16 protein-coding genes are annotated in these 13816 nt (G+C 34.3%); 8 read left to right on the top strand and 8 right to left on the bottom strand.

Annotated features, from left to right (window positions below; translation table 11 throughout):
* Window positions 1-30 precede the first annotated feature (30 nt).
* Window positions 31-213, bottom strand: a complete 183-nt coding sequence (locus tag SJY30_RS14180) for a membrane protein (protein ID WP_036150642.1) — start codon at window positions 211-213, stop codon at window positions 31-33.
* 266 nt (window positions 214-479) lie between these two features.
* On the opposite strand from SJY30_RS14180, the gene SJY30_RS14175 reads away from it, so the two are divergent.
* Together SJY30_RS14175 and SJY30_RS14170 are read left to right on the top strand one after the other, a co-directional pair.
* Window positions 480-1526: a helix-turn-helix domain-containing protein gene (locus SJY30_RS14175; RefSeq protein WP_396632802.1), complete on the top strand. Its 1047-nt coding sequence runs from the start codon at window positions 480-482 to the stop codon at window positions 1524-1526.
* 152 nt (window positions 1527-1678) lie between these two features.
* Window positions 1679-2716 carry a helix-turn-helix domain-containing protein gene (locus tag SJY30_RS14170; RefSeq protein ID WP_396632801.1) on the top strand — a complete coding sequence of 346 codons (1038 nt, stop codon included), beginning with the start codon at window positions 1679-1681 and terminating at the stop codon, window positions 2714-2716.
* Here the strand turns inward: SJY30_RS14170 and SJY30_RS14165 are convergent.
* The 3 genes from SJY30_RS14165 to SJY30_RS14155 all read right to left on the bottom strand — a co-directional run bounded on the left by SJY30_RS14165 (window position 2713) and on the right by SJY30_RS14155 (window position 4331).
* Window positions 2713-3405 (bottom strand): SOS response-associated peptidase family protein, encoded by a 693-nt coding sequence (locus tag SJY30_RS14165; protein ID WP_396632800.1) that lies wholly within the window; start codon window positions 3403-3405, stop codon window positions 2713-2715. The genes SJY30_RS14170 and SJY30_RS14165 overlap by 4 nt on opposite strands.
* Window positions 3406-3588: 183 nt before the next feature.
* Window positions 3589-4038, bottom strand: a complete 450-nt coding sequence (locus tag SJY30_RS14160; RefSeq protein WP_396632799.1) for a PA2169 family four-helix-bundle protein — start codon at window positions 4036-4038, stop codon at window positions 3589-3591.
* A gap of 50 nt (window positions 4039-4088) precedes the next feature.
* Window positions 4089-4331 (bottom strand): hypothetical protein, encoded by a 243-nt coding sequence (locus SJY30_RS14155; RefSeq protein ID WP_396632798.1) that lies wholly within the window; start codon window positions 4329-4331, stop codon window positions 4089-4091.
* A 265-nt stretch (window positions 4332-4596) separates the two neighbouring features.
* On the opposite strand from SJY30_RS14155, the gene SJY30_RS14150 reads away from it, so the two are divergent.
* Window positions 4597-4809: a DUF2945 domain-containing protein gene (locus SJY30_RS14150; protein WP_396632797.1), complete on the top strand. Its 213-nt coding sequence runs from the start codon at window positions 4597-4599 to the stop codon at window positions 4807-4809.
* 15 nt (window positions 4810-4824) lie between these two features.
* Here SJY30_RS14150 and SJY30_RS14145 read toward each other — a convergent pair whose 3' ends face one another.
* Window positions 4825-5901, bottom strand: coding sequence for a DNA topoisomerase IB (locus tag SJY30_RS14145; protein WP_396632796.1), 1077 nt, complete (start codon window positions 5899-5901; stop codon window positions 4825-4827).
* Between the two features lie 251 nt (window positions 5902-6152).
* Here SJY30_RS14145 and SJY30_RS14140 point away from each other — a divergent pair, with 251 nt between their 5' ends.
* Window positions 6153-6761: a DUF2652 domain-containing protein gene (locus tag SJY30_RS14140; RefSeq protein WP_396632795.1), complete on the top strand. Its 609-nt coding sequence runs from the start codon at window positions 6153-6155 to the stop codon at window positions 6759-6761.
* Between the two features lie 104 nt (window positions 6762-6865).
* Window positions 6866-7333, top strand: coding sequence for a Dps family protein (locus SJY30_RS14135; protein WP_396632794.1), 468 nt, complete (start codon window positions 6866-6868; stop codon window positions 7331-7333).
* 90 nt (window positions 7334-7423) lie between these two features.
* Here the strand turns inward: SJY30_RS14135 and SJY30_RS14130 are convergent, their stop codons facing one another.
* From SJY30_RS14130 to SJY30_RS14120, 3 genes are read right to left on the bottom strand one after another with little or no spacing between them, the layout of a single operon-like run.
* Window positions 7424-7618, bottom strand: a complete 195-nt coding sequence (locus SJY30_RS14130) for a hypothetical protein (RefSeq protein ID WP_276470658.1) — start codon at window positions 7616-7618, stop codon at window positions 7424-7426.
* A gap of 5 nt (window positions 7619-7623) precedes the next feature.
* The gene (locus SJY30_RS14125) at window positions 7624-7971 is read right to left on the bottom strand and encodes a phage holin family protein (protein WP_396632793.1); all 348 of its coding nucleotides are present in this window, start codon (window positions 7969-7971) and stop codon (window positions 7624-7626) included.
* On the bottom strand, window positions 7972-8304 hold the full coding sequence (locus SJY30_RS14120; RefSeq protein WP_396632792.1) for a YtxH domain-containing protein: 333 nt from the start codon (window positions 8302-8304) through the stop codon (window positions 7972-7974). It lies immediately after the preceding gene.
* Window positions 8305-8499: 195 nt separating this feature from the next.
* Here SJY30_RS14120 and SJY30_RS14115 point away from each other — a divergent pair, with 195 nt between their 5' ends.
* From SJY30_RS14115 to SJY30_RS14105, 3 genes are read left to right on the top strand one after another with little or no spacing between them, the layout of a single operon-like run.
* Window positions 8500-9861, top strand: coding sequence for an NAD-dependent succinate-semialdehyde dehydrogenase (locus SJY30_RS14115; RefSeq protein WP_396632791.1), 1362 nt, complete (start codon window positions 8500-8502; stop codon window positions 9859-9861).
* Window positions 9862-9865: 4 nt separating this feature from the next.
* Window positions 9866-10027, top strand: a complete 162-nt coding sequence (locus SJY30_RS14110) for a hypothetical protein (RefSeq protein ID WP_396632790.1) — start codon at window positions 9866-9868, stop codon at window positions 10025-10027.
* 39 nt (window positions 10028-10066) lie between these two features.
* Window positions 10067-13807, top strand: coding sequence for a ShlB/FhaC/HecB family hemolysin secretion/activation protein (locus SJY30_RS14105; protein WP_396632789.1), 3741 nt, complete (start codon window positions 10067-10069; stop codon window positions 13805-13807).
* Window positions 13808-13816: the final 9 nt, after the last annotated feature.

The raw sequence follows: 13816 nt of genomic DNA, 5'->3' as shown, positions 1-13816 counted from the left end.
TGGCTTCGATTTTCATAGCAATATTATATTCTAGTTGTCATCTGTAGCATCTTCTACCGCGTCTTCAACTTCGTCGGCGCCATCTTCTATTTCATCTCCAACATCATCCATTCCTTCTTCAATTTTCTCTCCAGTAGTTTTTTCTTCTCTACAGCTTGTTGCAATGCTCATTGTAGCAAATGCAAATACAATCATTAATAGTGACTTTTTCATAATATGTGATTTTAATAATTAGGTTAACATTTTAATATGTAAGTATATTGGATAATTTGTTAACTATATAGTTTCCAATACCTTTCATGCCAAAGATGCATTTTTTAAGAGAGAGCGCTTAGTTGTAAAAAAAAGGATATTAACTCATCTACCCAATTACTATAATCAATTTGACGCTTACTATGTTTTATATGTTTAAACTACGGTTTTTTAACGTACATCATCTTTAAAAATTTAACCTATATTGTACATCTATACCGTTGTCAATGAGCACAAAAAAAGAACTTAAAGAATTGAATGTTATAGATGTGGTAAAAGACATTGCACTAAGATTAGGTGTGAACTATAAGGAAGAAAATAATGAGATATGTATGGATATTCCTGAAGAATCGGGTACCGGACATATAAAAGCAATTAGTTTTTCTCATGGTGTTGGTATTATGGACGTTGATATCACGCTTAAAAAAGATGTTCGGTTTGTGCTAAATCAGTCCTTGGTTCAGCCATTGGAAATAGTATTCAATAGAGAAAAAACATTGCTACATGAGTTTGATGGACAAGACAAACAGACAGAAATCAAGCATTTGGAAAGTGCCATTTTCTCTTGTAATAGTAAGTATGGTAATGTTCTTACCCTAAAAGCGAATGAACCTATGTGCTTTTTTAATCTTGAGATCAACAGAAAACTATTTGAAGAAAAAATAGAATCGTTTCTACCAGAAATGAATGAAGATCTTGAAGGGCTTTTTAGAGATGTAAACGGCATAAACCTGTTTTTTCACAAAGGCCATTATAGTTTAGATATCGCTAAATGTATTGATGCAATAAACGATACCGAAGATGAAGGTTTTACCAAAAGTGTTTTTATAGAGGGTAAATGTTATGAAATTCTTGCACACCACTTAAGGCAGTATTTAGACGATGCGTCGCCATCGGATAAGAGAACAATATTAAGGCAATCTACAGTAGTTAAAATTGAGGAAGCAGCAAATATTTTAAATAAAAACCTAGAAGAAACTCCAGATATAATTACACTAGCTAAAAAAGTTGGACTCAACCAAAATACATTGCAAAATGGTTTTCAAAGTTTATTTGGTTTATCGGTCAAAGAATTTTCCCAAGACAAGAAAATGGAAAAAGCGCGTAAATTAATGGAGACTACAACTTTGAATATAACAGAAATTACCTATAGAATTGGAATTAATTCTAGAAGCTATTTTTCTAAATTATTTAAAGAAAGATATGCAATGTCTCCAAAACAATACATGCAAAAATTGGCATCTTCAAATAGTTCAAATACAGAAATAAAATAATAATCGTCTAATCTTTATTGCATATATTTTAACACTTTAATTATTTACAAAGTGCTCATTCGTGTTAATTAACATTTCATAAATGTTAATCTTAAAATTCTGTTTTCGTTTTTTTTGTAGTGTACAATTAGTATTGTGCTCGAACTTAAAATATGAACGAACTAAATATAACCACTTCTACCTCTGACGATATAGTGGCTCAAATACAGAATAGCCTTAAAGGTAGGCTGTTGAAAAAATGGGGCGAGAGTATTATAACCTTTAACAATAGTTGTGGCAAAGGAACATTAAGAACAATCAGCTTTGAACGAGGTGTTTCATTTATTGACTGTAACATTAAACTTAATGAGGATGTTAAGGTTGTTTTTCAAAACCAAAATTTAACTCCTATAGAATTTATATTTATTTCCGAAGGATACTTTAAGTATAGTAATGATAATACGGATAAATATACCAGGTTAGAACAATTTCAAAACACGATAATATCTCACAAACGAGATACGAAAAAGACCTTTCTGTTTCCTAAAGATGAACTTCTAAAAATCAACTTTATTCGTGTAGATAGAAAAGAATATTTACAAAAGAAAAACAATAATGTTTCTCAATTAAATCAGCTATTGGTTTCACTGTTTAATGACAGTAAAGGCGAAATCTCCTTTCAGCACGAAGGAAACTTTAGCCTAAGAATTGCAGACGAGATTAAATTATTGAACGATATCGATGCAAATGATGGTATGCTAAGGTCACTTTCTTTAGAAGGCAGACTGTACATTATTCTATCATTGCAATTATTGGAACATAAAAAATTTGAAGAAAATATGAATTTACCTGAAGCTATTTCAAAAGAAGATATTCTTAAAATTCATAAACTTACAACCTATATTTTAGAACATATTTCCGATAATATATCTATTTCCGCTTTAAGTACAGAATCTGGGTTGAGCCCAAAAAAATTGCAATTAGGATTCAAAGTTCTATACTCAAAAACTGTAAACGAGTATGTAAGACAATTAAAATTAGAGATATCAAAAGACTATCTTAAAAATTCTGACCTATCAATATCTGAAATCGTATACGCCATAGGCATTAAAAGTAGAAGTTACTTTTCTAAGATTTTCTTTGAGACTTATGGTATTCTACCCACGGAATATAGAAAGCACATAAAGAATAAAAATGCTGCAATTCGCTAACTTTCTGGATATTCATAAGGCATTAGCATACTATCGTACGATATGCCTTGATTGAACAGATTTTTGGCAATAGGTCTTATCTCCAAATCTGTTTTATGCGGGGGCCGTAATATCTCTTTGGTCCTTTCGATTGTAGTGTCACTAAAGAACCATTCGTATTTATCATCGCGGTCAATTATTACCGGCATATAATCTACTAGGTTCTGAAAATTGACCACTTCTTTTTCTAAAGGTCCGGTCAATAAAGAACACGTAATAAAACCATCGTTCAGAATAGTATAAATACCCGCTAAATACAGAATTTCGCCTTTCTTACTGCTAATATGATACGGATAGATCTCTCCATTTTTCAATACCGAAGTAAAGAAGCCGGTTACAGGAATTATACACCGCCGATTCATGAAAGAATCATGGTACCAAATATCAGATTCTAATTTGTGTGCCGGTAGGGTCAGTGTATTGGTAAGCTTTTGAAACAACCCCCAATCATCATTGAAATTACTGGGCAACAAACCCCAAATTGCCAAATTAATGACTTCCGGCTCATTCATAGTTATTATAGGTATGGAAACCTCTGTTAAACCGCTAATGACCACTTGTGGACTATATAAATTTGGATACTTGAACAAAGCATTTACATCTCGCTCTATCTCCCTCATTTTTGCTGTATTCGAAATTTTAAAATACATATCAATCTTTTGCTTTAAACATAAAGTTCGGCAAATAACCACTGCGTCTTTATTGCAGAAACATAAAAAGATAACGCATTAAAGAAGAGCTGTAATTTCTTATTTTAAGCTCGATTTGTGTTTAAAACAAAGCAAAAAAAAAGAGGCTATAATAGCCTCTTTTTTAATTGGACAAACATGAGTTTATCTAATATCCTCTAACATTTTAATGTTTGATAGCCCGTTTTTAATTGCCTGTTTTTGGCTTGTTAAAACAGTTGCCGTTGTAGATGGTAACGAGGTGTCTTCTAAAACATCGTCATACTCCTCTATTGCGGCTTTCTCACCTCTAATGGCTTCCTCTAGCATGGCTTCTGCACTATCTAATGAGAATAACGCTTTTACATCCATCCAAGCTCTATGGGCTTTTCCGGTTACGCTATCACCTTTATCTATTTCTTGACCGAAGGTCTTGAATTCAGATTTTAGTTCATGCCCAAAATCGTAACGTTGTTGCGCCTTTGTTTCAAAATATGATTTTAACTGAGCGTTCTCGGTATTTTCAGCTGCCTTCTTAAAGCCTCTCTCGGCATCGTATGTTTTTTCTAAAAGGTCGTTTAACTTGTTTCCTACTTCTTCTGTATATGTACTCATTGTATATTATTTTAATGATGTGGTTTTTTATTTTAAGATGTAAACCACATTTACATCCTGTAAAATTTATTCCTATTCTTGAAATCCTGTAATTTTCTTTTAAGTTCGTTTAAGTCTTTTGGTTTAGATTGATTCGAATACATTAGCACGTGTTCCATATCAATCTCAAAAGCTGCATCGTTCTCGTCTTCGGTTAAATCTTTCAATGTACTTTCAATTAAATAATCTTGCACTAAAAAAGCTACATAGCCTAAAATGCCCATGATTAAAATACCTATTACTAAATCTAACATATGCTTTGTTTTGAATTCAAATTTATAGTAGATAAGCGGTCTTTTTTACCTTGAAAAAAAATTGGATTAACTCCTTTGAATTGGGTTAATAATCAGATGAATAGCATTAAAAATATAGTGCCCATCTTACACAATAAACTATTAGATTTTAGAACTTGCAGTATCAAATTAGTTCTCACGTTTGTGCATCTTATATAGGTAGTTTCCATCACTTGTTCTCCAAACACTAGAAGTGATGGAAAGCACAAACAAAAATTAAAATATTATGATTAGAAAAGGTACTACAGTAAAATGGTCATGGGGTAATGGCACCGCCGAAGGTAAAGTAGAAGAAACATATACTTCAAAAACAACAAAGACTATAAAAGGAAACGATGTTACCAGAAATGGTAGTGATGACGATAAGGCGCTATACATTAAACAAGATGACGGAGATTACGTTTTAAAAAGCGAAAGCGAAGTAGAACGTGCAGACTAAGGTTTTATTCGAGCCTTAGTTTTCTTGAGCCAAACTTTTTAACGGATTAAAGTCGGCTATTAAATTGATCAACACTTTCTCGGCAGCGGTTTGGTTTTCCGTTGCTTTTGTAGTTTCTACTTCTTTAATGGCTTCACCTAGCTCATTTCTTTCATATTTACTTACTACGAATGGATGTACATAGTACTTTTTACATACATTTCTAGTATTGCCCAAAGCCTTTGCGGTATCGTCAAAAGCCTTTATAATATTCTTCTTAATCTCGCTTTCTATCTTTGTGGGTTCATTTTCGACTAAAGATTCAAAGAAAATCAATGTTCCAGACCATGTTCTAAAATCTTTTGCCGTAAAAACATCTCCACTGATTTCTTGCAAATATTCATTTACCATACCACTATCTACCGCAGTTTTTGTACCGTCTTCATCAAAAAACTGAAAAAGGTCCCAACCTGGTATTTCTTCACATTGTAAAACCAATTTTCTTAATTTTCTATTATTAAGGGTAATATTATGTTTTTTACCCTTCTTACCGGTAAACTCAAACTTTAGCTTATTCTTACTGGTCTTTAAATGTCTCGTTCTTAAAGTCGATAAGCCATAGGTTTTGTTTCTTTTCGCATATTGTCTATTTCCAATACGAATATGGGTTTCTTCCATTAACCTAACAATTAAGGCCAAAACCTTTTCTTTGGGCCAGCCTTCTAACTGTAGATCCTCATCTACCTTTTTACGAATATTCGGCAAGGCTTCCCCAAAATGGTGCATTCTTAAAAACTTGGTTCGGTTTCTTACCCTTAGCCATAAATCATGATAACGATATTGCAGCCTTTGTTTTACATCATAGCCTACTGCCTGTAAGTGTGCGTTGGCAATAGATGCTATTTTTACTTCTTGCCATGCAGGTGGTATAACCAACTTTTCTATTCTAGTAATTTCAGACTTTTTTTTAAGGGGCTTATTTTTTAATAGATACAGAAATTTTTCTTTTTCCTTTATTCTTAATATGGACAAGGACTCTCTATTCACATATTTCAAATGCATATGCGCAGCTACATCATGTGGTTCACTTGATAATAGTTCAGAGTAGTTCATATATAAGTTCTTTTAAGAATATTTGCTTGACATAAACTAGAAAGAATAGTTGTCTATGTTCTTTTTACAATATGGAATAAAATTAATCATTCAAGTTACCAGTTGAGTGTTCTATTCCAATCTTTTGTAACCTAAAACCGCTGTTTGTGAGCTGGTTTATGTTTAGGCGAGTTGCTTTGGGATATTATTTTTCTGAAATGGATTCTTTTAAATAGTCAAAGTTGTATACCTTAATCCAAAATACAAAGCTTATGAAAGGAGAACCTATGTTAATATGTATACCAGACATAAGCGGGTTTACCGAGTTTATGAGCGAAACGGATTTTGAACTGAGCTCAAAAATTATACCTGCGTTATTAAACCAAATTATCTACACCAATAAAATTGGGCTAAAGGTTTCAGAAATAGAAGGCGATGCTGTTCTCTTTTTTAAGACCGGAGAAATGCCAAGTCTAGAAAACCTTATCGATCAATGCAGAATTTTTTATACTGAATTTTATAAAGAATTAGATACCCTTCGAAAAAAACATAAAACAAACAAAGATGCCGCTACGATCCCAGATATATTGGGATTAAAAATCATTTTACATTATGGAAAAGAAATAGCCCTTACCAAAGTAGGCAACAGTATTAAGCTATTTGGCGAGGATCTTATAATCGCCCATAAATTACTAAAGAATAAAATACGACTTAACGAATATCTTTTGTTGACCGAAGGTCTGACAAAATATTATAAAGATAACAACCTCAACGATCAATTCGATTGGGGGTCGCTAAAACAAAACTCTACCGAATATGACCATGTAGGCAAAATCAACTACTCTTACATCAACCTTAAACCCTTGGTAAACGAAGAGTAATTTATACGTAAAATATTTGTTAAAGGGTTCATCATGTAGGTATCTGAGTTAACACTAATGGATCAACTTCATTAATTTTGTTCAAAACAATTAAACAAAATTTTATGAGCTATTTAGATATAAAATCAAAAGATATAAAGCCAATTGTTAACGAATTAAATACCTTATTGGCAGATTATAATATATATTATCAAAACCTAAGAGGATACCACTGGAACGTGTCTGGAAAAAATTTCTTTGACCTTCATATCAAGTTTGAAGAGTTATATACAGATGCAAGAATAAAAATTGACGAAATCGCTGAGCGTATATTAACCTTAAGGGATAATCCAACAAGCGAGTTCTCAAAATATTTTGAAATGTCTTCTATCAAAGAAACTCCTTCTTTGATTGCCGATACCAAAATGGTTAAAAATATCTTGGATCAACATGAGACTTTATTAAAGCAAATGAACAAGGTCATCAAGAAAGCCGAAGATGGTGGCGATGAAGGTACTATTGATATGATGGGCGGTTATATTGGTGAAATAGAAAAGGTAAGTTGGATGTTAGATGCTTGGACCAAAGAATAACAACACTTAGTACAATCAACATAAAAAAAGCACCTTTTAAAGGTGCTTTTTTTATACCGTAGCTTTCACTACTAGAATATTTTATGCTAATTATTTTACCACTTTACGCATGAGATAAAGCATACCAAATTTTTTGGCTGCGGAAAATGCCGTAGAAACCCAGTTATACGGACTCAAATCTTCTTGTACATCTTGTTTAAGTCCTTTTAGTTCTTCTAAAGCTATCTCTCGCTCTAACTTTAAGCGTTTTAAATTAAACTCGACCTCCTCAAAATTTTTGTACATATTTTTTAATTAAAGAATTTATCCGATAACTTTTTTACCAACATGCTGTCAATTTTACTTCTAAGAACATAAGCTATAACCAACAACAATAAAAAGAGAGCACCTGCAATTAAACAAGCACCTACCATACTATCAATGACGTTTGCCAAAAAAACGACTCCGGCCACGGTAATGAACATAAGTGCCAAAAAAGCAAGACCACCCATAACTACCATTTTCAGTAGCATACCAGTGGTCATTGTTAATTGTTGAAACACTTTAAGCCTATAGTACTCCTGAGTTTTTTTATAATAAACCTCTCCTACATCAATTGCCTTGTTAGACGTTTCGTTAAGTGAATCAATAACTCCCATTTATACCGTTTTCTGCAATTTTTTGTTTTTCGTTTTCAACTCTGATAATTTCTTTTCAAGGGTTGAAATCACATCTTCTGTTTTATAACTTAAGTCAGATACCAAAGATTCTACTCTAGTGTCCAACGTTTGCTTTTCATCGGTCATTTTAGAGGCAACTCTATTTTTTAAATCTACCGCACTATCGGCAAAATTATCTCGAGTTGCCGCTGCTTGATCTGCTATTAATCTTCTAGTATTCTCACCCTTATCAGGTGCATAAAGAATTCCTAAGGCCGCACCAATGGCAGAACCTGCAATAATCGCCAATAATGTATTTCCACTATTATTCATGTTATAATTTTTAAGGTTAAACGTTCTTTTTAAATACGACCATAAATATATCATCGTCTTCAACAAAGGTCTAAGATCATTCATCGATTACTTGACTCTAAACCTTTTAATATTAACTATAACAATAGTTTAAACGGGTCAAGAATAAAATGAAACGAATTAACACATGGGTCTTCTTAACTCTACATTTGTACCATGGAAAAATATGAAGTTAAAAACCCATATAATGGTACTATAGTAAACACCTACACTAAAGATACCTATGCCGATATTGAAGCTAAGTTGAAAAAAGCCTTAACTATTGAAGCTTCTTGGGCAGAAATGGAAATTAAAGACAGATGTTCATTATTGACCAATGTCGCAGAACTGCTTATTGAACGTAAAGAGGAGTATGCTACACTTATGGCTCAAGAAATGGGTAAGCCATATACACAAGGTATATCAGAAATTGAAAAATGTGCTTGGGCGTGCGACTTTTACGCGCTAAATGCCGAAGATTTATTGGCAGACGAGATAATAGAAACCGATGCAGACGAAAGTTTCATAAGTCACGACCCTATAGGTTGCGTTCTTGCGGTTATGCCTTGGAACTACCCTTTTTGGCAGGTAATTCGCTTTGCAGCACCAACCTTGACGGCAGGTAATACGGCACTTCTAAAACATGCACAAAATGTAACGGGTTGTTCTTTGGCAATTGAACAGTTGTTTTTAGATGCAGGTTACCCTGAAGGATGTTTTCAAAGTATAAAAGCCGGACACGAAGAAATAGAAAAGCTAATTGGCGATGACGGTATTAAAGCGGTAACCTTGACCGGAAGTGAAAAAGCCGGAAAATCCATCGCGGCAACAGCGGGTAAAAACTTAAAGAAATCTGTTCTTGAACTTGGTGGTAACAATGCTTGTATAATTTGGGAAGATGCAGATTTAGATAGTTATTTAGACACCATGGTCACAGCACGTATGCAAAATACGGGTCAAAGTTGTATCGCCGCTAAACGCTTTATCGTCTGCGAAGAAATTTATGACGCCTTTTTAGAAAAATTTATAGCCAAAACGAAGTCGCTTAAAAGTGGTGATCCTATGAACGAAGATACATTTTTAGGTACAATGGCCCGCGAAGATTTAGCCGAAGAATTACAACAACAAGTCAATGATTCAGTAAAGTTAGGGGCAAAAGTAGTATTGGGAAACATGAGAAACCAAGCCTATTTTTCACCAACTATACTTACAGAAGTAACTGCGGATATGCCGGTATTCAAAGAGGAAACTTTTGGGCCCGTTGCCGCGATTACCAAAGTAAAAAACAGGAAAGAGGCTATATCTTTAGCAACGAATTCTAGGTTTGGCTTAGGTAGCATGCTATTTACAGCGGATATCAATGAAGCTATGAACGTAATTTCAAACATACCAGATGGTGCTTTTTTTATCAATGACATGGTAAAATCGGACCCAAGACTACCTTTCGGAGGCACAAAAGCATCTGGCTACGGTAGAGAATTATCTAGAGAAGGAATTCTAGAATTTGTAAACAAAAAAACAGTATATATTAAAAAATAAAACGATGACAGAAGAAACAAAATTTGTAAAAGAACCTGAAGAAGAAACACAAGAATATATTCTTCAAAAGAACAAGAAGACTAAATTGGGCGTAACCATATTAATTGCGTTTCTAGTACTTCTTATATGTGGTATTATTGTATCAAACATATTTTTCACCAACTAAGTACGGCAACATAGTGCCATTATCAACTTAACATAATATATGATCAACCGACCATTTCAACTTACCGATAGCAATTATAAAAAGAGTAAACACATTATTTTTGTTTTTCTGCTGCTCTTATTTGCTTCATGCGCTACATTTAAAGAACAGCGTAATTCACAAGAGCTTGCATTGCCTTTTAGCGATGAAATTACGTATTCATTTTATATAGCGGGTGGTTTAGGTAATATATCTTCAGCATCAAATGATAAGCTATTAAATCGATTTCAAGAAGAACTGAACAAGGCTCCTGAAAATAGCACTTTGGTATTTACCGGCGATAATATAACCGCAGAAACCAGTAATTGGGCTGTAGACAGTACTTTAATTCAAAAACAGCTAAACATTTCCGATAATTTTAAAGGCGAGACTATTTTCCTGCCCGGTAACAATGAGTGGAAAAGTTATAAGTTGGATAAAATTGAAAAGGTTGAAAATTATCTGAAAGACATTGAAAGAGAAAATACGGCGGTAGTACCCAATAACGGCTGCCCAATTGACCATAGAGTGATCAACGATGATTTGGATCTTATATTGGTAGATTCGAAATGGTTTGTATCTAACTGGTCTAGAATTGAAGGTATAAACAGTAAGTGCACTGATATTGTTACACGCAGACGGTTTATGGAAGAATTGGAAGGGTACATTGGTGACGGTCAAGGTAAGAATATTGTAATTGCCATGCACCACCCGGTATTTACAAACGGTACCTATGCCGGTAAGACAACGGTTAAGGATCATGCTACTCCGCTACCATTATTAGGCACTATTAAAAATGCCGTTATGGACTTGGGTGCATTTGATCCAGAACATGTAAACTCTAGACGCTACAACTACCTGCGCATTGCAGTTAGCGCATTGGCACAGGCTAATGACAGAATTACGCTAATCTCTGGGCATGAAGAAAGTCTACAATTACTTGAAGGCGGGGGTATTCACCAAATTGTAAGTGGTTCCCTTGGCACTAAAAGTGCAGCAAAATTAGGTCCTGGCAGAATTACCGCTATTGGTGGATCTATCGAATACAATGGTAAATACGTTTTTGGAGAAAGAGGTTTTGCTCGTTTAGACTACTTTAAAGATGGTAGTTCTAAAGTAACATTCATTACAGAAGACAATCTTGATTCTGGTAAAATTTTTAATGTTCTTCCTAAAAAAGAACCAAATAAAGAGTTTAGTTCATTTGCTTTAAATTCAGGAAAATCAAAGAAAGCTAAAATCTTGGATAATCCAAAAGACTATAATAAGAGTAAATCTTATAAATTTCTGTGGGGAGAGCGGTACCGTGAATTTTACGGACAACCTGTTGAGGCTCCCATAGTGCAACTAGATACTCTATATGGTGGTCTTTCGGTTGTAAAAGAAGGTGGGGGGCATCAATCTTTCTCCTTAAGGTTAGAAGATAAAAACGGTAGACAATACGCCATGCGTTCGCTAAAAAAGAGTGCATTAAAGTTCTTAAAATTCAAATTGCCCGGTATATCCTATAACACCGAAGATTATCAAGATACTTGGGCAGAAAAGGCTATTTCAGATTTCTTTACTACTGCACACCCCTACATGCAATTAGTAATCAACCCTCTAGCAAGGTCGGTAGATATCAATCATTCAGATACCGATTTGTTTTATGTTCCAAAACAAGATAGTTTAAAGCAGTTCAATGAAAACTACGGAGACGAACTTTACTACATTGAGCGTAGACCATCTGAAGAGCAGGCACATTACAAAGGCTATAGAAGAACCATTAATGAAAATTCGGGCGAGGTTACAGATTATGAAAGCACTACCGATATGCTTGAGAAAATTAAAAGTGACGAGTCTTACTGGGTAGATGAAAAAAGCTTGATCAGAGCAAGATTATTCGATATGTTGATAGGCGACTGGGATCGTCATCAAGATCAATGGAGATGGGTAGAATATGAAAGTGAGGATGGAGAAAAGGAATTTATGCCTATACCTAGAGATCGCGACAATGCATTTCCAAGATTTGACGGAAAAGTGATTCCGTTTATTAATTGGTTCGTACCTAACTCAAGAAACTGGGAAACTTACGATGAAGACATTGATAATGTTAAATGGTTAAACCTTTCGGGTAACAAACTTGACCGTACGTTACTAACATCTTATGGGCCTGAAGTGTGGGTAGAAGAAGCCAAGGCTATTCAAAAAGGTATGACCGACGATGTTATTGAAAAAGCATTTAAAAGATTACCTAAATCAGTACAAGACGAAACTTCTGAATATATTAAGAAGAGTTTAAAACAAAGACTTACAACGCTGACCCAATCAGCTAAAGATTATGCTGAATATCTCAATAAGATCGTGGCTGTAACCGGTACCGAAAAAGATGATATTTTCACCATGACCCGCATGGATAACGGAGATACGAAAATTGAGATTAGACGTAACCTATCCGACGAAAAAAATGAATTGTTCTACTCTAGAACCCTTAACGATAGTCTAACGAAAGAGGTTTGGCTATATGGTTTGGGCGATGATGATGTATTTGTCGTACAAGGCGAAAAAAATTCAAAGACAAAGCTAAGAATTGTGGGCGGATATGGTGAAGACACTTTTAATATTGCTAACAAGAAAAAGGTAAAACTTTATGATTGGGAGCATGAGAAAATCAATATCAAAAATCTACAACCCAAAACCTTATTGACCGACAATTACAAAACGAATACCTTTCATTTTAGATATTTTAAACCGAACACTAACATATTAGTACCAACTTTAGGTTTTAGAACAGATGACGGTCTGTTCTTGGGCGCATCTAACACATACACCCAACAAGGTATTGATGGTGGTTCGTTTAGACAGCGACATACCATTAGTGCAAATTATTTTTTCAAATTCAAAGCGGCAGAACTTTCTTACTCTGGTGTCTACGGAAGTGTTTTTCCGGGATGGAACTTTGAAATGGACGCTTATTTTGCCAACGACCGTTACGTAAGTAATTTTTTTGGTTTTGGAAACGAAACCATAAATAATGAAGATGCCTTAAGCAGAGATTTTTATAGAGGTAGAATTAGAACATTTAAAGCCAGTGCAGGTTTAGCTTATTATAGCTTTCGTATAAAAGGCCTTTTTGAATCTTTTAAGGTTGCAGATAATGCCGATCGCCTTTTTAAGCCCACTAATTTAGAAGATGCCATTTTTGAAAATCAAAATTACGGCGGGGCAGAACTAACCGGTTATTACGACCGCGACGACGCAGGCGATTTCCCTTCGAAAGCTATTTATTTTGGTTTTTCTGCAGGATACAAAATCAATCTTAATAATAATGCCAACAAATTTGGATATGCCTCTTTAAAAGTCGGTATTGATCACAAATTGGAATCTAAAGGAAATTTAGTACTAAGTACCACTGCAGAATACAAAGGTCTTTTTGATTATAATGATGTTTACTTTTACCATACCCCTTCTATTGGAGGTAATAACGGACTAAGAGGTTTTAGAGATGAACGTTTTACGGGAAAGTCTTACTTTTATCAATCATCAGATTTAAAATTAAAGCTTAAACGCTATGTAACGGCTGTGTCTCCTGTTACTATCGGAATGTATGGTGGCTTTGATTATGGTAGGGTTTGGATGCCCAACGAATCATCTAACGTATGGCATACCTCACAAGGTGGTGGTTTCTGGATCAGTAGCTTAAAGGCACTTACTTTTAACATTGGGTATTTTAATTCAAAGGAAAGTAATTTGATACAGGTAGGCTTTGGTCTATCCATCTAATGCTACTAA

The sequence above is a fragment of the Maribacter sp. R86514 genome, from assembly GCF_044597005.1.
GTDB lineage: Bacteria > Bacteroidota > Bacteroidia > Flavobacteriales > Flavobacteriaceae > Maribacter.
This window is presented reverse-complemented; position numbering and strand designations above follow the sequence as displayed.

Bases quoted from the DNA above. Each gene is read 5' to 3' on its own strand.
- SJY30_RS14180 (WP_036150642.1), bottom strand. From the start codon at position 213: ATGAAAAAGTCACTATTAATGATTGTATTTGCATTTGCTACAATGAGC.
- SJY30_RS14175 (WP_396632802.1), top strand. From the start codon at position 480: ATGAGCACAAAAAAAGAACTTAAAGAATTGAATGTTATAGATGTGGTA.
- SJY30_RS14170 (WP_396632801.1), top strand. From the start codon at position 1,679: ATGAACGAACTAAATATAACCACTTCTACCTCTGACGATATAGTGGCT.
- SJY30_RS14165 (WP_396632800.1), bottom strand. From the start codon at position 3,405: ATGTATTTTAAAATTTCGAATACAGCAAAAATGAGGGAGATAGAGCGA.
- SJY30_RS14160 (WP_396632799.1), bottom strand. From the start codon at position 4,038: ATGAGTACATATACAGAAGAAGTAGGAAACAAGTTAAACGACCTTTTA.
- SJY30_RS14155 (WP_396632798.1), bottom strand. From the start codon at position 4,331: ATGTTAGATTTAGTAATAGGTATTTTAATCATGGGCATTTTAGGCTAT.
- SJY30_RS14150 (WP_396632797.1), top strand. From the start codon at position 4,597: ATGATTAGAAAAGGTACTACAGTAAAATGGTCATGGGGTAATGGCACC.
- SJY30_RS14145 (WP_396632796.1), bottom strand. From the start codon at position 5,901: ATGAACTACTCTGAACTATTATCAAGTGAACCACATGATGTAGCTGCG.
- SJY30_RS14140 (WP_396632795.1), top strand. From the start codon at position 6,153: ATGAAAGGAGAACCTATGTTAATATGTATACCAGACATAAGCGGGTTT.
- SJY30_RS14135 (WP_396632794.1), top strand. From the start codon at position 6,866: ATGAGCTATTTAGATATAAAATCAAAAGATATAAAGCCAATTGTTAAC.
- SJY30_RS14130 (WP_276470658.1), bottom strand. From the start codon at position 7,618: ATGTACAAAAATTTTGAGGAGGTCGAGTTTAATTTAAAACGCTTAAAG.
- SJY30_RS14125 (WP_396632793.1), bottom strand. From the start codon at position 7,971: ATGGGAGTTATTGATTCACTTAACGAAACGTCTAACAAGGCAATTGAT.
- SJY30_RS14120 (WP_396632792.1), bottom strand. From the start codon at position 8,304: ATGAATAATAGTGGAAATACATTATTGGCGATTATTGCAGGTTCTGCC.
- SJY30_RS14115 (WP_396632791.1), top strand. From the start codon at position 8,500: ATGGAAAAATATGAAGTTAAAAACCCATATAATGGTACTATAGTAAAC.
- SJY30_RS14110 (WP_396632790.1), top strand. From the start codon at position 9,866: ATGACAGAAGAAACAAAATTTGTAAAAGAACCTGAAGAAGAAACACAA.
- SJY30_RS14105 (WP_396632789.1), top strand. From the start codon at position 10,067: ATGATCAACCGACCATTTCAACTTACCGATAGCAATTATAAAAAGAGT.